This window comes from Streptomyces fragilis (assembly GCF_003112515.1).
Taxonomy (GTDB): Bacteria; Actinomycetota; Actinomycetes; order Streptomycetales; family Streptomycetaceae; genus Streptomyces; species Streptomyces fragilis.
On sequence record NZ_BEVZ01000003.1, the window covers coordinates 376315 to 396116 of the forward strand.

Here is a 19802-nt window from a genome sequence, read left to right on the forward strand (position 1 = left end):
CAGGGCGCGACGCGCGCGCCGGACGTACGTCAGTTGTGGCCGAAGCGGCGCTGCTTGTTGCGCGCGACGTCCGCCGGGCTGCCCTGGACCTGGGCGACCGTGGACTGGTGCGGGGCGGCCTCGTCCGAGCGCTGCTGCGGACGGTCCGACCGGGCGGCGCGCTGGGCCGGCTTGCGGGTGTTCTTGTTCTTGGCCATGGTGATCTTCCTCCTGCGGGGGAATCGGTGGGCCAGAGCCGAATTCAGACTCACACAGGCCGCTCACGCACGCATGTCGGACGACTACCGTCTGTGACAGGCCCGTTGGGGCGCCGCGGCGTCACGGGCCCGCGGCGGCCCGGCGCCGCACGGCCAAACGCCACGCCGAAGATCGAGTTCGGGCCGTGTGGACCCTCGTGCTGGGGCAGACTCGAACCGAGCCCGAAGCACACCTCCCCGGACAGAGGAAAGAGGGTGACCGCGTGGACCGCTGCATCGTCCTGGTGGACGCCGGATATCTGCTGGGTGCCGCCGCCAGCCTCCTCGCCGGAGAACCCTCGCGGTCCCGCATCTCCGTCGACCACGCCGCCCTCGTCCAGGGCCTGCGCGAACGCGCGGAGGCCGACACCCGGCAACCCCTGCTGCGCATCTACTGGTTCGACGGCGCCCCCGACCGGGTCCCGCAGCCGGAGCACCGAAGACTGAGGGTGATGCCCAGGGTCACCGTCCGCCTCGGCGCCCTCACGCGCTCCGACGGACGCTGGGCGCAGAAGGGCGTCGACGCGGCCATGCACGCCGAACTGACCGAACTGGCCCGCAACCGCGCCTGCTCCGACATCGTCCTGGTGACCGGCGACGGCGACCTGCTGCCCGGGATGATGTCCGCCAAGGAGCACGGCGTCGCCGTCCACCTCTGGGCCGTGCAGGCCGCCGACAACAACTACAACCAGTCCGAGGACCTGGTCGCCGAGGCCGACGAACGCCGCGTCCTCGACCGGGCCTGGATCACCCAGGCCGTCCGGGCCCGCGACCTCGCCGGAGCCTGCCCGCCGCAGCCCGCGCCGCGGCCCGAGATCGCCGCCATCCTCTCCGCCCCGCCCGGCGAACCCCCCGCCCAGGGCGACCGGCAGCCCCCCGCCCGCGACGGCTCCCACCCCGCCTCCGTCGACGCAGGCCCCCTCGACGGACACCCTCTCGACGGGCGCCCCCTCGAAGGCCATCCCCTCGACGGACGGCCCCTCAACGGCGCCGCCGTCAACGGTCACGGCGACGGCGGCGCCGACCGGGCGCAGGCCACCAGGGGCGTGCCCACGCCGAAGGACCTCGCCGCCCTGCGGACCCCCGGCCCCCCGGCCGCCGCCCCCGCGCCGCAGCCCGCCACCGCCACCCTGCGCTGGTCCTCCGACCGCGGCTGGGTCGAGCGCCCCGGCACACCGCCCGAGTCCCCGGAGGCAGCCACCCTGCCCACGCTGGCCCAGCTCACCAGCGCCGAGCAGCGGTGGGCCGACCACGAGGAGGACATCACCAGCGTCGGCGGCGACGCCTACGAGGTCGGCCAGGTCTTCGCCCGCCGGTGGATCCAGCGCGTCACCGACACCGCCTGCCTGGGCAAGCTCTCCGCGGAGTACCCCCGCATCCCGCACCGCATCGACGGCGAACTGCTCCGCTACGCCGCCCGCTTCGGACTGCTGGCGCACAAGGACGACCAGATCGACGAGCACGACCGCTACGCCATCCGTGCGGGTTTCTGGCGCGAGGTCGACAGCCACACCGGGGCCGAGCGCCCGGCCGTCGCCGAGTGAACCGCCCCCTGCCGGGCGCACGGCGGGGCGCCGAAGGCGGCGGGGTTGATTTTCGGGCCGAGTCGGGCACCCCGTAGGCTCATCCCTTGTGAACGCACGCTCCGCACCGCCGTCCCCTCACCCCGAGGCCGTGTGCGCGGTGCGTGACCTCACCAAGACCTACCCGGCCGGCCGCGGCCGCCGGGGCGCGCCCGGCACCCCCGAGGTGCGGGCCACTGACGCCGTCAGCCTGGAGATCCGGCGCGGCGAGATCTTCGGCCTGCTCGGCCCCAACGGCGCCGGCAAGTCCACCCTGGTCCGGCAGATCACCGGGCTGATGCGGCCCGACCGCGGCAGCGTCACCCTCTACGGCCACGACGTCGTCCGCCACCCCGAGCGCGCCTCGCGGATCCTCGCCTACCTCGGCCAGGAGTCGACCGCCCTGGACGAGCTGACCGTCTCGCTGGCCGTGGAGACCACCGGCCGGCTGCGCGGGCTCGACGTGCGCGCCGCGCGCGCCGAGCGGGACGCCGTCCTCGACGAACTCGGCCTCACCCCCCTTGCCGGCCGCCCCCTGCGCAAGCTGTCCGGGGGCCAGCGCCGGCTCGCCTGCTTCGCCACCGCGCTGGTCGGCGAGCGCCCCCTGCTGGTCCTCGACGAGCCCACCACCGGCATGGACCCGGTCGCCCGCCGCGCCGTCTGGTCCGCCGTCGACCGCCGCCGCGCCGAACGCGGGGCGACGGTGCTGCTGGTCACCCACAACGTCATCGAGGCGGAGACCGTGCTGGACCGGGTCGCCGTGCTCGACCGGGGCCGGGTCATCGCCTGCGACACGCCCTCGGGCCTCAAGGAGCGCGTCGCCGACGAGGTCCGCGTCGACCTGGTCTGGCGGGAGAGCGCCCCGCTGCACGTGCCCGAGGTGGCCGCGCTGCGCGGCCGCGCCGTCGAGTCCGGCCGCCGCTGGACGCTGCGGCTCGGCCCCGACGAGGCGCGGGCCGCCGTCGGCGCGGTCACCGGCGGGGCCGCCTTCGCCGCGCTGGACGACTTCACGCTGGCCACGCCGAGCCTGGAGGACGTCTACCTGGCGCTCGGCGGCGAGGCCCGGGGACTGGTGAAGGCATGAGGAGCGGCGACTGCGTCCGCGCCGGGAACGGCACGAGGGGCGGCGACGCGGTCGGCACCGGTGACGGCGCCCGCACCGGGGGCGGCACGGGGGCCGATGAAGGCGTCCGCACCTGGGGCGGCACGAGGGCCGGTGACGGCGCCCGCGCCGGGGACGGGACGAGCGGCGCCGGGAGTGCCGGGCGGACGACCGCGTCGACGATGAGGAGCAGCCTGTGAGCGTCGTACCCGCCGAGACCCGGCCGGCCACGGTACCGGCGCCCGCCGCGGCCCCGCGGCCGACGGCCGCCGCCCCCATGCCGTGCGCCGAGCTGGGACCCAGGACCCGGCTGTGGCCGGCCCTCGACGCCGTCTACCGCGCCCAGCTCTCCCGGGCCCGGGTCGCCCGGATTCCGCTGCTGTTCGTGGCGACCTTCCAGTCCGTCGGCATCATGATCCTGATGCGCGGCGTGGTGGACGGCGGCGACGAGGCGCGCGCCGTGGTCGCCGGCTCCTCGGTCCTGGTCGTCGCCTTCGTGGCGCTCAACCTGCTCTCCCAGTACTTCGGGCAGCTGCGGGCCGGCGGCGGGCTCGACCACTACGCCACCCTGCCCGTGCCGCCCGCCGCGGTGGTGCTGGGCGCGGCCGCCGCCTACGCCTCGTTCACCGTGCCGGGGACCCTGGTCACGGCGGTCTTCGGGTGCCTGCTCTTCGGCCTGCCGCTCACCCACCTGTGGGTGCTGGCCGCCGTGGTCCCGCTGGCCGGGGCCGCCCTCGCCGGGCTCGGCGCGGCCTGCGGGCTGCTCGCGCCCCGGCCCGAGCTGGCCACCCTGCTGGGGCAGCTCGGCATGTCCGCGGCGCTGCTGCTCGGCGTGCTGCCCGCCTCCCGGATGCCGCAGGCGGTCGCCCTGGCCCGGGACCTGCTGCCCTCCACCTACGCGGTCGAGGCGTTCACCCGCTCCTTCGGGGCGCGGCCGGACTGGGCCCTCGTGCTGGGCGACCTCGCCGTCTGCGCCGCCGTCGGCGTCGTCTCGCTGGCCGTGGCCACCTGGGCCTACCGCAGGGCCGCCGTCCGGTGACGCGCCGTCCGGCCCGGCCTGGCACGATGTCAGGGTGACCGCACCCCTGACTCCTCCTCCGCATCCGCAGTCCTCCTCCCAGGACGGCACTGCCCAGGACGGCACTGCCCACGGCGCCACGGTGCACGGCGCCTCCCCGGTGTCCGACGGGTCGCAGGCATCCGAGCGGCACGGCGAGGGCGCGACGGCCGCCGAGCCGGCCGGCGGCTCCCACCGGTACACGCCGCGCTCGGCGCTGCGGGCCTACCTGGAGGGCGGCCCCGGCCTGCGCACCGAGCTGCGCCAGGCGGCGCTGGTGCTGGGCTCGCTCACCGCGGCCGGACTGCTGCTGGGGCTGCTCTGGTACTGGCTGGCGCCGCGGGTGCCGCTGGTGGGCGACGTGACCGACGGCCGGTGGGTCGCCTTCCTCGCCGACATCGAGGGCGAGCAGGCGGTCGGCGCGGACGGAACGTTCACCCTGCTGGCCGCGGCCTTCGGGCTGGTCGGCGCGGTGCCGGTGTTCCTCCTCGCGCGGCGCGGCGGCGTCCCGGTGGTCGCGGGGCTGTGCCTCGGCGGGCTGCTCGGATCGCTGGTGGCGTGGCAGGTCGGCATGTCGCTCGGCCCCACCCGGGACGTGGCGGCGCACGCCCGCCAGGTGGGCGAGGGCGTCCGGTTCGACGCGCCGCTGGAACTCCACGCGATCAGCGCGCTGGCCGCCTGGCCGGTGGTGGCCCTGCTGACCCACCTGACCCTCACCGCGCTCCTGGTGCCGCGCGAGGACGAGGAGCCGGGAGGCGACCTGCGCGACGACGGCGACGAACCGGCGGCAGCCGTGAACCTCCGGAAGTAGGCCGCGCCCAGGCCCCGGGCCCCCGGCCCTCAGGCCCCGCTGGGCCCCCGGGCCCACGCCGCGCCCAGGCCCCGGGCCCCCGGCCCTCAGGCCCCGCTGGGCCCCCCAGGCCCACGCCGCGCCCAGGCCCCGGGCCCCTGGCCCCCAGGCCCCGCTGGGCCCCCGGCCTCCGGGCCCACGCCGGGCCCCAGGTCCCCTCACCCCGGGCCCACGCCGGGCCCCAGGTCCCCTCACCCCGGGCCCACGCCGGGCCCCAGGCCCCCTCACCCCGGGCCCACGCCGGGCCCCAGGCCCCCTCACCCCGGGCCCACGCCGGGCCTCGACCCCGACCGGCTCCCACGCCCGCCCCGGCCGGGTGGGCGCGTCTCCGGGTCGCCTAGGCCCGGCCGATCGGCGCGAGCACCGCGGAGGTCAGGGAGGCCAGGTCCTTCGGGGCCAGTTCGACCTCCAGGCCGCGCCGGCCGGCGGAGACGCAGATCGTCTCGTGGCCCTCCGCGGAGGCGTCCAGCACCGTGGGCAGCCGCTTGCGCTGGCCCAGCGGCGAGATCCCGCCCCGGACGTATCCCGTGGTGCGCTCGGCCAGCCCGGGGTCGGCCATCGCCGCCCGCTTGCCGCCCACGGCGGCGGCCAGCGCCTTCAGGTCCAGCGACCCCGCCACCGGCACCACGGCCACCACCAGCGAGCCGTCCACGTCCGCGACCAGGGTCTTGAACACCCGCTCCGGCGACACGCCCATCGCCTCGGCGGCCTCCTCGCCGTACGAGGGGTGCGAGGGGTCGTGCTCGTAGGCGTGCACGGTGAACGCCGTGCCGGCCTCGGTCAGCGCGACCGTGGCGGGCGTCCCGCCGGACTGCTGCTTCTTCGACTTCTTCGCCATCTTCCCGTCCTCCGCGGATCCACCGGCCCGCCGAGGGGCCGGGATGCGTCCCCGCGCAGCGTAGTGCCGGGTTGCGGGGACGCGTGGCGCCGTCCACCGGGGGCACGTGGCGCCGTTCGCGGTGCGGGCCGTGCGCACCGGTGCGGCGGCGGGTCAGTTGAGGCTGGTGGGGGCGCGGGTCAGGTCGCCGGCCGGGAGGGAGGGGAGGCTCCGGATGATCGAGGCCTCCTGGCGCAGCAGCCGCAGCTCGTCCCGCAGCCGCGACGCCGTGTCGGGCGTCTGCAGCAGCCGCTGCTTGGTCGGCGTGTCCAGCACCATCGCCGCCGCGACCAGGTACGACACCACGGACGGCTCGTCCGGCAGCTCGGCCGCCGAGGTCAGCGACCGCTCGCTCGCCCCCGCCAGCCGCTTCTGGTACTGCCGGAAGGAGCGCAGCACCCCCTCGGCGAGCGTCCCGGCCCCGTCGCCCTCCTCCTCCGGCAACTCCTCCAGCTCGCCCGTCAGGTACGGCCCGGAGGCGTCCACGGAGAGCAGCCTGGCCCGCTTCGTGCCGGTGGCCAGCACCTCGTAGGTGCCGTCGGCGCGCTCGCGGATGGTGGCCACGTCGGCGACACAGGCCACCGCGTGGAAGGAGTTGGCCGGCTCCGGGGCGAAACCGGCGGCCGGGCCGTGTTCCGGCGGCGCCGTCGGGTCGGGCATGCCGGGAGCGCTGGGCGCCACCTCGTGGCCGTCCCGGATGGCGACCACGGCGAACCGGCGCGGCGCCTCCTCCGGCACCAGGAGCAGGTCGCGCATCATGGCGCGATACCGCTCCTCGAAGACGTTCAGAGGAAGCACGAGCCCGGGGAACAGGACCATGTTCAGGGGAAACAGCGGCAGCCGCAGGGTGGTCACGGCGCAAAAGCCTAATGCGCGCGGCGGCCGCGGCCCGCGTCGCGGTCGGCCGCCCGCCGCGCCGGGCGGCCCGCACGGCGCCGGACGGGCGCCGCGGCCCCGGTCCCACCGGCCCTGAACCCACCGGCCCCGGTCCCACCGGCCTCAGTGCCGCCCCAGCAGCCGGGTGGCCCCGGCGGCCACCGCGGTGGCCATCACCCAGCCCAGCAGGATCAGCACGGCGGCCAGCCACTGCCAGACGCCCCGCAGATGCCAGGCGGTGGCCTGCCCGAGGTCGATCACCGGCAGCAGCAGGTCCAGCGAGAACAGCGCAGGACTCCACTCCGGGTGCTCCTCCGCCCGGGCCGGGGTCGGCTCGGAGCGGGAGAACAGCAGGGTGCTGGCCGCCCACAGCACCGCCAGCCAGGTCGCCGCCCGGGCCGGGCGGTAGCCGTAGGCGACCGCGATGTCCTGCAGGTACCCCCACAGCTTCGCGGCCGGCGGCAGGGTCTCCCGGCGGCGCCGGTGCTTGGCCAGCAGCACCTCGCGGGCGTCCTCGTCCTCGCCGCCGCCGCGCAGCACGCCGGCCAGCAGCTCGTAGGGCTCCGGGCTGTACTCGGGGGTCGCCGCGACCAGCCACTCCAGGCGCTGCTCCAGGGTGAAGGGGCCCTGGGGCACCAGGTTCTCGTAGCAGAACCCGCCCATGTGCAGGCGGCCCGGCCCCGGCCAGCTCTCCGCCCGGTCCACCAGGTTCACCACCCGCGCCCCCGACAGCACCACCCGGCCCCGCCGCGGCCGCACCGGCAGGAACCGCAGCTCCGGCGTCTGCACCCGGAGCAGTGACAGCTCCTGCTCGGCCGTGAGGGTGAACCGGGCGGCCCGCAGGTCCACCGAGTCGCCGAACCGCCCGTCGTCGAGGCGGACCCCGCCCAGGCACTCGAACGGCTGGACCCGGATGCCGCGCGCCGGGGTGTTCCCGCCGAGCTGGGCCGTACCGACCCCGCCGGGCGTCAGGTACAGGGCGCGGCCCACCGTCAGCTGGGGCGCGTTGAGCGCGAGCCGCGCGTAGGGATTGGCCAGGCGCGCGCCGCGCAGGCTCAGCGAGGCGCCCACCTCCACCGAGCGCAGTTTCAGCTCGCCGTGCGACTCCAGCAGGTCCGCCTGCAGGTCCTGGCCGACCTTCATGCCGTCCGCGGAGAGCGAGCGCCCGTGCCGGTCGTGCCGCACCACGGCCTGGCTGAGCAGCAGGTCGGTGCCGATGCGGGCGTCGGTGAGCCGGATGCCGCGGGCGAAGCGGCAGCGCGGCAGGTGCAGGTCGCCCTCGGTGTGCAGGCGGGCCGCCTCCAGGCGGGGGATCGCGCAGTTCTCCAGCCGCACGGTGGTGAACTTCGCCTCCGGGAGGAGGATCTCGTCGTCGAAGCGGCAGTCCGCCATCTCCACGTAGGGCTGGACCGTGCCGCCCGCCAGGTCCAGGGAGCCGGTGACCCGCACCCCGACCAGCTTCAGCGCGGCCACCCGGCCGGCCAGGGCGGGCGGGCCGTCCAGCAGGAGCCAGCAGACGACGCGGGCGCGGACGGTGCGCCCGGGACCCCACGGGTGACGGCCGTGCGGGTCGTCGACCACGGGGTCGCCGTGGCGCAGGTCGTAGACGCTGCCGTCGCGGAACGCCAGCCACATCCCCGACTCCGCCGCCGTCAGGTCGCGCGGCGGGCCGGTCTCGCGGATCCCGTCGGGAACGACGGGGCCACCCTCGGTCACGGCACTCACTCCCTCCTCCCGGTGCCCCCTGGTCGTACAGCCGTCATGCCCGAACGTGACCGGGCGGACACCTTGCGTAACGGTGATCTTTTGTCCGCCGTACGGCCGCGCCCGCAGGGCTCGCGGCGCGCCGTATCAGCGGTTGATACGTGGCGTCGTTCCGCCTTTCGGGTCTGAGAGAATTGGACCCGTGATCTCCCGAATCGATCTGCGCGGCGACGCCCTCCCCGAGGGTCCCGCCCTGCGCGCCCTGCTGCCCCGAGCCGACTTCGACGTGTCCGCCGCCCTCGAGAAGGTGCGGCCGATCTGCGAGGACGTGCATCATCGGGGCGACGCGGCTCTGATCGACTTCGCCGAGAAGTTCGACGGCGTGCGCCTGGACTCCGTGCGCGTCCCGGCCGCCGCGCTCACCGAGGCGCTGGAGGGCCTGGACCCTGAGGTCCGCGCCGCCCTCGAGGAGTCGATCCGCCGCGCCCGCATGGTCCACCGCGCCCAGCGCCGCACCACGCACACCACCCAGGTCGCCCCCGGCGGCACGGTCACCGAGAAGTGGGTGCCGGTGCAGCGGGTCGGCCTGTACGCGCCCGGCGGCCGCTCGGTCTACCCGTCCTCCGTGATCATGAACGCGGTGCCGGCCCAGGAGGCGGGCGTCGAGTCGATCGCCCTGGCCTCCCCGGCCCAGGCGGAGTTCGGCGGCCTGCCGCACCCCACCATCCTCGCGGCCTGCGCCCTGCTGGGCGTCGACGAGGTCTACGCGGCCGGCGGGGCCACCGCCGTCGCCATGTTCGCGTACGGCACCGAGTCCTGCGCGCCCGCCGACATGGTCACCGGCCCGGGCAACATCTGGGTCGCCGCCGCCAAGCGGTACTTCACCGGGAAGATCGGCATCGACGCCGAGGCCGGCCCGACCGAGATCGCGATCCTCGCCGACCGCACCGCCGACCCGGTGCACGTCGCCGCCGACATGATCAGCCAGGCCGAGCACGACCCGCTGGCCGCCGCGGTGCTGGTCACCGACTCCGAGGTGCTGGCCGAGGCGGTGGAGCGCGAGCTGAAGCCGCAGGTCGAGGCGAGCAGGCACGTCGCCGAGCGGATCGCCCCGGCGCTGGCCGGCCGCCAGTCCGCGATCGTGCTGGTCGAGGACGTCGAGGACGGCCTGAAGGTGGTCGACGCCTACGGCGCCGAGCACCTGGAGGTCATGACCGCCGACGCCGCCGCCCTCGCCGACCGGGTGCGGAACGCCGGCGCGATCTTCGTCGGCCCCTGGTCCCCGGTCTCCCTGGGCGACTACGCGGCCGGCTCCAACCACGTGCTGCCCACCGGCGGCTGCGCCTGCCACTCCTCGGGCCTGTCCGTGCAGTCCTTCCTGCGCGGCATCCACATCGTCGACTACACCCGCGACGCGCTGGCCGACGTGGCGCACACCGTCGTCACCCTCGCCGAGGCCGAGGACCTGCCCGCGCACGGCGCGGCGGTCAAGGCGCGGTTCGACTGGAAGGTGCCGGGGAGCAAGTGAGCGAGATCCGCATCGACGACCTGCCCGTACGCGAGGAGCTGCGCGGCAAGTCCCCGTACGGCGCGCCGCAGCTCGACGTGCCGGTGCGCCTGAACACCAACGAGAACCCCTACCCGCTGCCCGACGCGCTGGTCGAGCGCATCGCCGAGCGGGTCCGCGAGGCCGCGCGCCACCTCAACCGCTACCCGGACCGGGACGCGGTCGAGCTGCGTACCCGGCTCGCGCAGTATCTCAACGACACCGCCCTGACCGGCGCCGGAGGGCGCTCGCTCGGCACGGAGAACGTCTGGGCCGCCAACGGCTCCAACGAGGTCCTGCAGCAGCTGCTGCAGACCTTCGGCGGGCCCGGCCGCACCGCGATCGGCTTCGAGCCCTCGTACTCGATGCACGCCCTGATCGCCCGCGGCACCGGCACCGGGTGGATCTCCGGCCCGCGCAACGACGACTTCACCATCGACGTCGCCGCCGCCGAGAAGGCCATCGCCGAGCACCGGCCGGACGTGGTGTTCGTCACCACGCCCAACAACCCCACCGGCAACGCCGTGCCGGCCGAGGCGGTGCTCGCCCTGTACGACGCCGCGCAGGCCGCCAGGCCCTCGATCGTGGTCGTCGACGAGGCCTACGTCGAGTTCAGCCACGGCAGCTCGCTGCTGCCGTTGCTGGAGGGACGTCCGCACCTGGTGATCTCCCGGACCATGTCCAAGGCGTTCGGCGCCGCGGGCCTGCGCCTGGGGTACTTCGCGGCCCACCCGGCCGTGGTGGACGCCGTGCAGCTGGTCCGGCTGCCCTACCACCTGTCGGCCGTCACCCAGGCGACCGCGCTCGCCGCTCTGGAGCACACCGGCACCCTGCTCGGCTACGTCGAGCAGCTCAAGGAGGAGCGCGACCGCCTGGTCGCCGAACTCCGCGGGCTCGGGTACGAGGTGACCGACTCCGACGCCAACTTCGTCCAGTTCGGCCGGTTCGAGGACGCGCACGCCACCTGGCGGAGCATCCTCGACCACGGCGTGCTGGTGCGGGACAACGGCGTTCCCGGGTGGCTGCGGGTGACCGCGGGAACGCCTGCGGAGAACGACGCGTTCCTGGAAGCGGTACGCACACTCGCAAAAGACCACGTGAAGCAGCAAAACAAGGAGCACAACTGATGAGCCGCGTCGGGCGCGTCGAGCGCACCACCAAGGAGACCAAGGTCCTGGTCGAGATCGACCTCGACGGCACGGGACGCACCGACATCTCCACCGGCGTCGGCTTCTGGGACCACATGCTCGACCAGCTCGGGCGGCACGGCCTGTTCGACCTGACCGTGCGGACCGAGGGCGACCTGCACATCGACTCGCACCACACGATCGAGGACACCGCCCTCGCGCTGGGCGCCGCCTTCAAGCAGGCGCTCGGTGACAAGGTCGGCATCTACCGGTTCGGCAACTGCACCGTGCCGCTGGACGAGTCCCTCGCCCAGGTCACCGTCGACCTCTCCGGCCGCCCCTACCTGGTGCACACCGAGCCGGAGAACATGGCGCCGATGATCGGCTCCTACGACACGACGATGACCCGGCACATCCTGGAGTCCTTCGTCGCCCAGGCGCAGATCGCCCTGCACGTCCACGTGCCCTACGGGCGCAACGCCCACCACATCGTGGAGTGCCAGTTCAAGGCGCTGGCCCGCGCCCTGCGCTACGCCTCCGAGCGCGACCCGCGCGCCGAGGGCATCCTGCCGTCCACGAAGGGCGCGCTGTAGAGCGATGAACGGACTTTCCACCGCGCTGATCATCCTCGGCCTCTTCCTGCTCGGCGGAGTGATCTCCTTCGCCAAGCAGAAGATGCCCACGAGCCTGATCGCCGTCCTCTCCATCGGCGCCGCCATCAGCATCATCGCCGGCGTCCTGTACTGGAAGTAGGAGCATGAGCAGCCCCAAGAAGATCGTCGTCTTCGACTACGGGTTCGGCAACGTCCGCTCCGCCGAGCGGGCGCTCGCCCGGACCGGCGCCGACGTCGAGATCACCCGCGACTACGACACGGCGATGAACGCTGACGGTCTCCTGGTCCCCGGCGTCGGCGCGTTCGCCGCCTGCATGCAGGGCCTGAAGGAGGCGCGCGGCGACTGGATCGTCGGCCGCCGGCTCGCCGGCGGCCGCCCCGTCATGGGCATCTGCGTCGGCATGCAGATCCTCTTCGCCCGCGGCATCGAGCACGGCGTGGAGGCCGAGGGCCTCGACGAGTGGCCCGGCACCGTCGAGCCGCTCCAGGCCGACGTCGTCCCCCACATGGGCTGGAACACCGTCCAAGCCCCCGAGGACACCGAGCTGTTCGCCGGGCTCGACCCGGACGAGCGGTTCTACTTCGTGCACTCCTACGGCGTCCACGACTGGGCGCTGGAGTCGCACAACCCGTCCATCGCCGCGCCCAAGGTCACCTGGACCACCCACGGCAAGCCGTTCGTCGCCGCCGTGGAGAACGGCGCGCTGTGGGCCACCCAGTTCCACCCCGAGAAGTCCGGCGACGCCGGAGCGCAGCTGCTGACCAACTGGATCGGAACCCTCTAGACATGGCTGACACCGCCAAGCTCGAACTGCTCCCCGCCGTGGACGTGCGCGACGGCCAGGCCGTCCGCCTCGTCCACGGCGAGTCCGGCACCGAGACGTCCTACGGCTCCCCGCTGGAGGCCGCCCTCGCCTGGCAGTCGGCCGGCGCCGAGTGGCTGCACCTCGTCGACCTCGACGCCGCGTTCGGCACCGGCGACAACCGGGAGCTGATCTCCGAGGTCGCACGGGCGATGGACATCAAGGTGGAGCTCTCCGGCGGCATCCGCGACGACGACTCGCTCGCCGCCGCGCTCGCCACCGGTGCCACCCGCGTCAACATCGGCACCGCCGCGCTGGAGGACCCCGAGTGGGTCGCCAAGATCATCGCGGAGCACGGCGACCAGATCGCCGTCGGCCTCGACGTGCGCGGCACCACCCTGCGCGGCCGCGGCTGGACCCGCGACGGCGGCGACCTCTACGAGACGCTGGCCCGCCTGGACTCCGAGGGCTGCGCCCGCTACGTCGTCACCGACATCGCCAAGGACGGCACGCTGCAGGGCCCCAACCTGCAGCTGCTCAAGGACGTCTGCGCCCGCACCGACCGGCCGGTCGTCGCCTCCGGCGGGGTCTCCTCGCTGGAGGACCTCCGCGCCATCGCCGAGCTGGTCCCGCTCGGCGTCGAGGGCTCCATCGTCGGCAAGGCGCTGTACGCCAAGGCGTTCACCCTGGAAGAGGCCTTGGAGGCCGTGTCCCGATGACCGAGGCCGTGCGGCGCGCGCAGAGTCCGGAACCCACCCCCTGGGAGGAGGAGATCGGCTTCGCACGCGCCGTCGCGGCAGGCGACCGCGTGCTGGTGGGCGGCACCACCGCCTTCCGGGGAGGCGTCCTCACGGGCGAGGGCGACCCCTACGAGCAGGCGCGGGCCGCCTTCGGCAACGCGCTGCGGGCGATCGAGGAGTTCGGGCTCGGCCCGGACTCCGTGATCCGCACGCGGCTGTACCTCACCCACCGCCGGGACGTCGACGCGGTGGGCCGCGCCCACCGCGAGGTCTTCGGCGCGGTGCGGCCGGTGACGACCCTGGTGGTCGTCGAGGGGTTCGTCGACCCGCGCATCCTGGTCGAGGTCGAGCTCGAGGCGTACCGCGCCTGACGTTTTTTCGTTCTTCTCGTTCTTTTAGGAGCCGTGGATCCATGACCCTGGCGGTCAGAGTCATCCCCTGCCTGGACGTCGACAACGGCCGGGTCGTCAAGGGCGTCAACTTCCAGAATCTCCGCGACGCCGGCGACCCGGTGGAGATGGCGAAGGTGTACGACGCCGAGGGCGCCGACGAGTTGACCTTCCTCGACATCACGGCCTCCTCCGGCGACCGGGAGACCACCTACGACGTGGTGCGGCGCACGGCGGAGCAGGTGTTCATCCCGCTCACCGTCGGCGGCGGCGTGCGCACGGCCGACGACGTGAACAAGCTGCTGCGGGCCGGCGCCGACAAGGTGGGCGTCAACACCGCGGCCATCGCGCGGCCCGAGCTGATCCGGGAGATCGCCGAGCGGTTCGGCCGGCAGGTGCTGGTGCTGTCGGTCGACGCGCGGCGCACGGACGACGGCTCCTTCGAGGTCACCACGCACGGCGGACGGCGGGGCACCGGCATCGACGCGGTCGAGTGGGCGCACCGGGCGGCCGAGCTGGGGGCGGGGGAGATCCTGCTCAACTCCATGGACGCGGACGGCACGAAGGACGGGTACGACCTGGAGATGATCACCGCCGTGCGCAAGCACGTGACGGTGCCGGTCATCGCGTCCGGCGGGGCGGGGCGGCTGGAGCACTTCGCCCCCGCGGTGCGGGCGGGGGCGGACGCGGTGCTCGCCGCCTCCGTCTTCCACTTCGGCGACCTCCGCATCGGCGAGGTCAAGTCCGCCCTCCGCGAGGACGGCCACCCCGTCCGCTGACCGCGCCCGGCAGGCCTGCGGGCAGCCGGCGCGTGCCGCCCCCGGCGTGGGGGCCGGCACGCGCCGGGCTCCCGGTCAGATGCCCAGGGGCGTGGTGTGGGCCTTGGTGACGGCGTCGGGGTCGCCGTCGAGGACGACGTCGGCGACGTCCTGGCGGCCGAAGGCGAACAGCAGCAGCTCCGACGGCTCCCCGGTGACCGTGACCACCGGCGCCCCCCGGTTCGCCACCGCCGTCCGGCCGTCCGGCCTCCGCAGCACCAGACCCACCGGCGCCCGCCGCCCCAGCAGCCGCGCCATCCGCTCCAGGCGGCTCCACAGCGCGTCCTGGAAGACGGGGTCCAGTTCCCGCGGCGTCCAGTCCTTGGCCGCCCGGCGCACGTCCTCGGTGTGGACGTAGAACTCCACGGTGTTGGACGCCTCGTCCACCTGCTTCAGGGAGAACGGCGACATCCTCGGCGGGCCGGTGCGGATCAGCTGGATCAGTTCCTCGTACGGCTTCGCGGCGAACTCCGCCCGCACCCGCTCCAGGCGGTCCGCCAGGGCCTTGATCAGTATGCCGCCCGCCGCGTCGGCCCGGCGCTCGCGCACCACCACGTGCGCGGCCAGGTCGCGGGCCGTCCACTCCCCGCACAGCGTCGGGGCCTCGGGCCCCGCCGTCTCCAACAGGTCGGCCAGAAGCAGCCGTTCACGCTTGGCAAACGTCGACATGCCCCCACCCTACGGGGGCGGGCCCGCGCCGCACAGGACGCGTCGCCGGGTCCGGCCCCCGGACGCCGCGCCCGGACCACCGCCCGGGCGCGGCAGAATGGACCCCATGAGCAGCAGCGCCACCCCCGCAGCCCCCACCGGCCTCGACCCCGCCGTCGCCGCCCGGCTCAAGCGCACCGCCGACGGCCTGGTCCCCGCCATCGCCCAGCAGTACGACACCGGCGAGGTGCTGATGCTCGGCTGGATGGACGACGAGGCCCTGCACCGCACCCTCACCACCGGCCGCTGCACCTACTGGTCGCGCAGCCGCCGGGAGTACTGGGTCAAGGGCGACACCTCCGGGCACGTCCAGCACGTGAAGTCGGTCGCCCTCGACTGCGACGGCGACACCCTGCTGGTCCGCGTCGACCAGACCGGCGCCGCCTGCCACACCGGCGACCGCACCTGCTTCGACGCCGACATGCTGCTCGCCGAGGACGTGTTCACGGAGGAAGACGGGCGGGCGGGCGCCGCCGCGGATCAGTAGGGTCCACGGCCATGGACCTCGAGACGTTCCGCACCCTCGCCGCCGACCGGCGGGTCATCCCCGTCACCCGCAAGCTGCTCGCCGACGGCGACACCCCGCTCGCGCTGTACCGCAAACTCGCCGCCGAGCGCCCCGGCACCTTCCTGCTGGAGTCCGCCGAGAACGGCCGCTCCTGGTCCCGCTACTCCTTCGTCGGCGTCCGCAGCGCCGCCACCCTCACCGAGCGCGGCGGCCAGGCCCACTGGCTCGGCACGCCGCCCGTCGGCGTCCCCGCCGAGGGCGACCCGCTGGCCGCCCTGCGCGCCACCGTGGAGAGGCTGCACACCCCGCGCCAGGACGGGCTGCCGCCGTTCACCGGCGGCATGGTCGGGTACCTCGGCTACGACATCGTGCGCCGCCTGGAGAAGATCGGCCCCGGCGAGCGCGACGACCTCAAGCTGCCCGAGCTGACCATGCTGCTCACCAGCGACCTGGCGGTCCTCGACCACTGGGACGGCACCGTCCAGCTCATCGCCAACGCCATCAACCACAACGACCTCGACACCGGCGTCGACGAGGCGTACGCCGACGCCGTCGCCCGCCTCGACGCCATGGAGACCGACCTCGCCCGCCCGCTCGCCCAGCCGCCCGTCGCCCTGCCCGACGCCGAGCTGCCCGAGTACACCGCGCTGTGGGGCGGCGTCGAGTACCAGAAGGCCGTCGAGGACATCAAGGAACGCATCCGGGCCGGCGACGCCTTCCAGGTCGTCCCCTCCCAGCGCTTCGAGACCCCCTGCACGGCGAGCGCCCTGGACGTCTACCGGGTGCTGCGCGCCACCAACCCGTCGCCCTACATGTACCTCTTCCGCTTCGACGGCTTCGACGTCGTCGGCTCCAGCCCCGAGGCGCTGGTCAAGGTCGAGGACGGCCGCGCCGTGGTGCACCCCATCGCCGGCACCCGCCACCGGGGCGCCACCCCGCAGGAGGACCAGGCCCTCGCCGACGAGCTGATGGCCGACCCCAAGGAGCGGGCCGAGCACCTGATGCTGGTCGACCTCGGGCGCAACGACCTCGGCCGGGTCTGCGAACCGGGCTCCGTCGAGGTCGTCGACTTCATGTCGATCGAGCGCTACTCGCACGTGATGCACATCGTCTCCACCGTCACCGGACGCGTCGCCCCCGGCCGCACCGCCTTCGACGTGCTCACCGCCTGCTTCCCGGCCGGCACCCTCTCCGGAGCGCCCAAGCCCAGCGCGCTGCGGATCATCGACGAGCTGGAGCCCTCGCGGCGCGGCCTGTACGGCGGAGCGGTGGGCTACCTGGACTTCGCCGGCGACTCCGACACCGCCATCGCCATCCGCACCGCGCTGCTGCGCGACGGCACCGCCTACGTGCAGGCCGGCGCCGGAGTCGTCGCCGACTCCGACCCGGTGGCCGAGGACACCGAGTGCCGCAACAAGGCCGCGGCGGTGCTGCGCGCCGTCCACAGCGCCAACCGGCTGGGGGCGGGCCGGACCGGCGCGTGAGGTGATGTCGCTCTCACCTGGCCCCCGGGCGGCCCACCGGAGGCATACGGGCGGGCTCCGCGGGGCCATAGTGGAGGGGTGACCTCCAGTGCTGACTCCCGCCCCGAAACCGCCGCGTCCGCCCGCCCGGGCCGCCGCAGTCTCGCTGTCGCCCTGTTCAGCGGGGCCGTCGGCGCGGCCGTGGCGCTGCTCGCCAGCCGGCAGCCCTGGGCCGAGGGCGCCGCGGAGGTGGCCGGCGGCGCGTTCCCGCTGACCGCCACCGGCAGCGACGTCACCGGCGCGCCCGCAGCCCTCGCGATAGTGGGGCTGGCCGCGATGGTCGCCGTCTTCGCCGTCCGCCGCGCCGGCCGCGTCCTGGTGGCCGCCCTGCTCGCCCTGTGCGGCGCGGGCATCGTCGCCGCGGCCCTGCTCGGGGCCTCCGACCGGTCCGCGCTCGACGACAAGGCCGCCCAGGTCTCCGGCGACGCCACCGCCGCGGTCACCGGCCTCGCCCACACCTCCTGGCCGTACGTCGCCGCGGTCGGCGGCGCGCTCGTCCTGACCGCCGGGCTGCTCGCGCTGTGGCGCGGCGGCAGCTGGCCGGGCATGTCCTCCCGCTACGAGCGCGGCACCGGCGTCCCGCGCCCCCGCCGTGCCGCCGGCGCGGCGAAGCCCGCGGCGCCCGCCGACCCCGAGCGTCCGGAGGACCTGTGGAAGGCCCTCGACCGCGGCGAGGACCCCACCGGGGCCTGACCGCGCCCACCCCGGGACGCGCCCTCCGGTACGGGTGGGGAAGAATGTGACGTGAGCGTCCCGCTCACCACACGTACACGCGTCAACGAGGAGCAAGTCATGGCGGGCAGCAACCACGGTCACACCCCGGCCGCCTGGACCGGCGTCATCATCGCCTTCGTCGGGTTCTGCGTAGCATCCGTCTTCATCGTGATGGCGCAGCCGGTCGGTTTCTGGGTCGGCATCGGCCTGACGCTGGCCGGTGCGGTCGTCGGCGGGCTGATGCGCCGCGCCGGCCTCGGCCAGCCGGAGCACGTGCACCCGGTGCACCAGGTCGCCGAGAACGCCTGAGCCGCGCCGGGCGCGCCAGCGCCTCGTCGACCTCGCGACACCGCCGATCAGGGGCGGTCCGTACCCCGGACCGCCCCTGACGCGTTCGCGCACCCCGCGTGGCGCGCCGGTCCGGGGCACAATGCCCGGGTGACCACCGGCACCCCGCGCCCCCTCGTCCAGTCGCCCGGCGGCCCGTCGGATCCGCCGCCCGCCACACCGTCCGCCACGCCGTCCGGTGACGCGCCCACGTCCACCGGGGCCGCGTCCCCCGGCGACGGCAGCGGTGACGGCAGCGGCGACGGCACCGGCGCGAGGCCGGCGGACGCAGGGCCCGGGCAGGGGAGTGCCGGGCCGGCCCGGGCAGCCTCCGAGGGCTCCCCGCCCGGGCCCCCGTGGCGGCGGCTGGTCCCGCCGGTCGCCGTGCTCGGCGCCGTCGTCGGGGCCTTCGCGTACGTGCGGGCCGTGGACCCGAACCGGCCCGGGCACTACCCCGCCTGCCCGCTGCTCGCCCTCACGGGCGTGTACTGCCCCGGCTGCGGCGGCCTGCGCAGCGCCCACGCCTTCGCCCACGGCGACCTGGTCGCCGCGCTGCACGCCAACGCCCCGGCCGTCGCCGGCTACCTGCTGTTCGCGGTGGCGTGGAGCGTGTGGGCGGCGCGGACCGCCCGGGGGCTGCCGACGCGCGTCACGGTGCGGCCCGCGCACCTGTGGGCCTCCGGGAGCGTGCTCGCGGTGTTCACCCTGGTGCGCAATCTGCCGTTCGGCGGATGGCTGCACCCATGAGGGTGGGGCCGCACACCTGATGCCTGCGGGCGGAAGACGTCCAGGTAGTGGGACCGGACGCCGCCTGATGCGGGAGGTGCGGTCCCCTGCGGATACCATCGCAAGTGACCATCGGTATCGAACGGAACCGACCACCGTCACGGAAGGGGGCCGCTCGCGTGAGTGTGCTCGACGAGATCATCGACGGAGTGCGGGCCGACCTCGCGGAGCGGCAGGCGCGCGTCGGCCTCGACGAGCTCAAGGAGCGCGCGGCCAAGGCCCCCACCGCCAAGGACGGCGCCGCCGCACTGCGCGGCGACGGCGTCAAGGTCATCTGCGAGGTCAAGCGGTCCAGCCCCTCCAAGGGCGCGCTGGCCGCCATCGCCGATCCGGCCGCTCTCGCCGCCGACTACGAGGCGGGCGGCGCCGCCGTCATCTCCGTGCTGACCGAGAAGCACCGGTTCGGCGGATCGCTGGCGGACCTGGAGGCGGTCCGGGCGCGGGTGGACATCCCCGTGCTCCGCAAGGACTTCATCGTCTCCTCCTACCAGCTGTGGGAGGCGCGGGCCCACGGCGCCGACCTGGCGCTGCTGATCGTCGCCGCCCTGGAGCAGGACGCCCTGGAGTCGCTGATCGAGCGGGCCGCGTCCATCGGGCTCACCGCGCTGGTCGAGGCGCACGACGAGGACGAGGTCGAGCGCGCGGTGGACGCCGGCGCCAAGGTCATCGGCGTCAACGCCCGCAACCTCAAGACCCTCGAGGTGGACCGCTCCACCATCGAGCGGGTCCTGCCGGAGATCCCTCCGCACATCGTGAAGGTCGCCGAGTCCGGTGTCCGCGGGCCGCACGACCTGATCGCCTACGCCAACGCCGGCGCCGACGCCGTGCTGGTCGGCGAGTCGCTGGTGACCGGCAAGGACCCCAGGACCGCGGTGGCCGACCTGGTGGCCGCGGGCGAGCACCCGGCCATCCGGCACGGGCGCGCCTGAGGGAGC

At 74.9% G+C, this 19802-nt stretch carries 23 protein-coding genes; 18 read left to right on the forward strand and 5 right to left on the reverse strand.

The window, feature by feature from the left end:
- Positions 1-29 precede the first annotated feature (29 nt).
- On the reverse strand, positions 30-197 hold the full coding sequence (locus Sfr03f_RS30610; protein WP_170145068.1) for a hypothetical protein: 168 nt from the start codon (positions 195-197) through the stop codon (positions 30-32).
- 263 nt (positions 198-460) lie between these two features.
- On the opposite strand from Sfr03f_RS30610, the gene Sfr03f_RS12265 reads away from it, so the two are divergent.
- From Sfr03f_RS12265 to Sfr03f_RS12285, 4 genes are all read left to right on the forward strand, one after another.
- Positions 461-1780 (forward strand): NYN domain-containing protein, encoded by a 1320-nt coding sequence (locus Sfr03f_RS12265; protein WP_108953875.1) that lies wholly within the window; start codon positions 461-463, stop codon positions 1778-1780.
- 130 nt (positions 1781-1910) lie between these two features.
- Positions 1911-2882, forward strand: a complete 972-nt coding sequence (locus Sfr03f_RS12270) for an ABC transporter ATP-binding protein (RefSeq protein ID WP_108953876.1) — start codon at positions 1911-1913, stop codon at positions 2880-2882.
- 214 nt (positions 2883-3096) lie between these two features.
- On the forward strand, positions 3097-3939 hold the full coding sequence (locus tag Sfr03f_RS12280; protein WP_108953878.1) for an ABC transporter permease: 843 nt from the start codon (positions 3097-3099) through the stop codon (positions 3937-3939).
- 34 nt (positions 3940-3973) lie between these two features.
- Positions 3974-4768, forward strand: a complete 795-nt coding sequence (locus Sfr03f_RS12285; RefSeq protein WP_174721575.1) for an AAA family ATPase — start codon at positions 3974-3976, stop codon at positions 4766-4768.
- A gap of 376 nt (positions 4769-5144) precedes the next feature.
- Here the strand turns inward: Sfr03f_RS12285 and ybaK are convergent, their stop codons facing one another.
- The 3 genes from ybaK to Sfr03f_RS12305 form a co-directional block, all read right to left on the reverse strand.
- Positions 5145-5645, reverse strand: a complete 501-nt coding sequence (gene ybaK, locus Sfr03f_RS12295; protein WP_108953879.1) for a Cys-tRNA(Pro) deacylase — start codon at positions 5643-5645, stop codon at positions 5145-5147.
- Positions 5646-5798: 153 nt separating this feature from the next.
- Positions 5799-6539: an LON peptidase substrate-binding domain-containing protein gene (locus Sfr03f_RS12300; RefSeq protein ID WP_108953880.1), complete on the reverse strand. Its 741-nt coding sequence runs from the start codon at positions 6537-6539 to the stop codon at positions 5799-5801.
- A gap of 144 nt (positions 6540-6683) precedes the next feature.
- Positions 6684-8276, reverse strand: coding sequence for an oxidoreductase (locus Sfr03f_RS12305; RefSeq protein WP_174721576.1), 1593 nt, complete (start codon positions 8274-8276; stop codon positions 6684-6686).
- Between the two features lie 190 nt (positions 8277-8466).
- Here Sfr03f_RS12305 and hisD point away from each other — a divergent pair, with 190 nt between their 5' ends.
- Genes hisD through hisF form a run of 8 tightly spaced genes read left to right on the forward strand, consistent with a single transcriptional unit; the run spans position 8467 to position 14262 of the window.
- Positions 8467-9792 carry a histidinol dehydrogenase gene (gene hisD, locus Sfr03f_RS12310; protein WP_108953881.1) on the forward strand — a complete coding sequence of 442 codons (1326 nt, stop codon included), beginning with the start codon at positions 8467-8469 and terminating at the stop codon, positions 9790-9792.
- Positions 9789-10937 (forward strand): histidinol-phosphate transaminase, encoded by a 1149-nt coding sequence (locus Sfr03f_RS12315; RefSeq protein WP_108953882.1) that lies wholly within the window; start codon positions 9789-9791, stop codon positions 10935-10937. The genes hisD and Sfr03f_RS12315 overlap by 4 nt, the downstream gene beginning before the upstream one ends.
- Complete coding sequence (gene hisB, locus Sfr03f_RS12320) at positions 10937-11530, forward strand: imidazoleglycerol-phosphate dehydratase HisB (RefSeq protein WP_108953883.1); 594 nt, start codon at positions 10937-10939, stop codon at positions 11528-11530. The genes Sfr03f_RS12315 and hisB overlap by 1 nt, the downstream gene beginning before the upstream one ends.
- Positions 11531-11534: 4 nt before the next feature.
- The gene (locus Sfr03f_RS30615; RefSeq protein ID WP_170145069.1) at positions 11535-11690 is read left to right on the forward strand and encodes a CG2302 family histidine operon protein; all 156 of its coding nucleotides are present in this window, start codon (positions 11535-11537) and stop codon (positions 11688-11690) included.
- Between the two features lie 4 nt (positions 11691-11694).
- Positions 11695-12336: an imidazole glycerol phosphate synthase subunit HisH gene (gene hisH, locus Sfr03f_RS12325; protein ID WP_108953884.1), complete on the forward strand. Its 642-nt coding sequence runs from the start codon at positions 11695-11697 to the stop codon at positions 12334-12336.
- A gap of 2 nt (positions 12337-12338) precedes the next feature.
- A complete protein-coding gene (gene priA / locus Sfr03f_RS12330; RefSeq protein ID WP_108953885.1) occupies positions 12339-13073 on the forward strand; it encodes a bifunctional 1-(5-phosphoribosyl)-5-((5-phosphoribosylamino)methylideneamino)imidazole-4-carboxamide isomerase/phosphoribosylanthranilate isomerase PriA in 735 nt (244 codons plus the stop codon).
- The gene (locus Sfr03f_RS12335; RefSeq protein WP_108953886.1) at positions 13070-13465 is read left to right on the forward strand and encodes a RidA family protein; all 396 of its coding nucleotides are present in this window, start codon (positions 13070-13072) and stop codon (positions 13463-13465) included. The genes priA and Sfr03f_RS12335 overlap by 4 nt, the downstream gene beginning before the upstream one ends.
- A gap of 41 nt (positions 13466-13506) precedes the next feature.
- Positions 13507-14262 (forward strand): imidazole glycerol phosphate synthase subunit HisF, encoded by a 756-nt coding sequence (hisF, locus tag Sfr03f_RS12340; protein ID WP_108953887.1) that lies wholly within the window; start codon positions 13507-13509, stop codon positions 14260-14262.
- 75 nt (positions 14263-14337) lie between these two features.
- Here the strand turns inward: hisF and Sfr03f_RS12345 are convergent, their stop codons facing one another.
- Positions 14338-14970: a TIGR03085 family metal-binding protein gene (locus Sfr03f_RS12345; RefSeq protein WP_108953888.1), complete on the reverse strand. Its 633-nt coding sequence runs from the start codon at positions 14968-14970 to the stop codon at positions 14338-14340.
- A gap of 106 nt (positions 14971-15076) precedes the next feature.
- Between Sfr03f_RS12345 and hisI the strand changes: the two genes are divergently transcribed.
- From hisI to trpC, 6 genes are all read left to right on the forward strand, one after another.
- Positions 15077-15496: a phosphoribosyl-AMP cyclohydrolase gene (hisI, locus tag Sfr03f_RS12350; RefSeq protein ID WP_108954085.1), complete on the forward strand. Its 420-nt coding sequence runs from the start codon at positions 15077-15079 to the stop codon at positions 15494-15496.
- A gap of 11 nt (positions 15497-15507) precedes the next feature.
- Positions 15508-17001, forward strand: coding sequence for an anthranilate synthase component I (locus Sfr03f_RS12355; protein ID WP_108953889.1), 1494 nt, complete (start codon positions 15508-15510; stop codon positions 16999-17001).
- Between the two features lie 78 nt (positions 17002-17079).
- Positions 17080-17733 (forward strand): TIGR02234 family membrane protein, encoded by a 654-nt coding sequence (locus tag Sfr03f_RS12360; protein ID WP_108953890.1) that lies wholly within the window; start codon positions 17080-17082, stop codon positions 17731-17733.
- Positions 17734-17832: 99 nt separating this feature from the next.
- On the forward strand, positions 17833-18063 hold the full coding sequence (locus Sfr03f_RS12365) for an HGxxPAAW family protein (RefSeq protein WP_108953891.1): 231 nt from the start codon (positions 17833-17835) through the stop codon (positions 18061-18063).
- Between the two features lie 384 nt (positions 18064-18447).
- Positions 18448-18828 (forward strand): DUF2752 domain-containing protein, encoded by a 381-nt coding sequence (locus tag Sfr03f_RS30940; protein ID WP_108954086.1) that lies wholly within the window; start codon positions 18448-18450, stop codon positions 18826-18828.
- A 158-nt stretch (positions 18829-18986) separates the two neighbouring features.
- Positions 18987-19796, forward strand: coding sequence for an indole-3-glycerol phosphate synthase TrpC (gene trpC, locus Sfr03f_RS12375; RefSeq protein ID WP_108953892.1), 810 nt, complete (start codon positions 18987-18989; stop codon positions 19794-19796).
- Positions 19797-19802 lie beyond the last annotated feature (6 nt).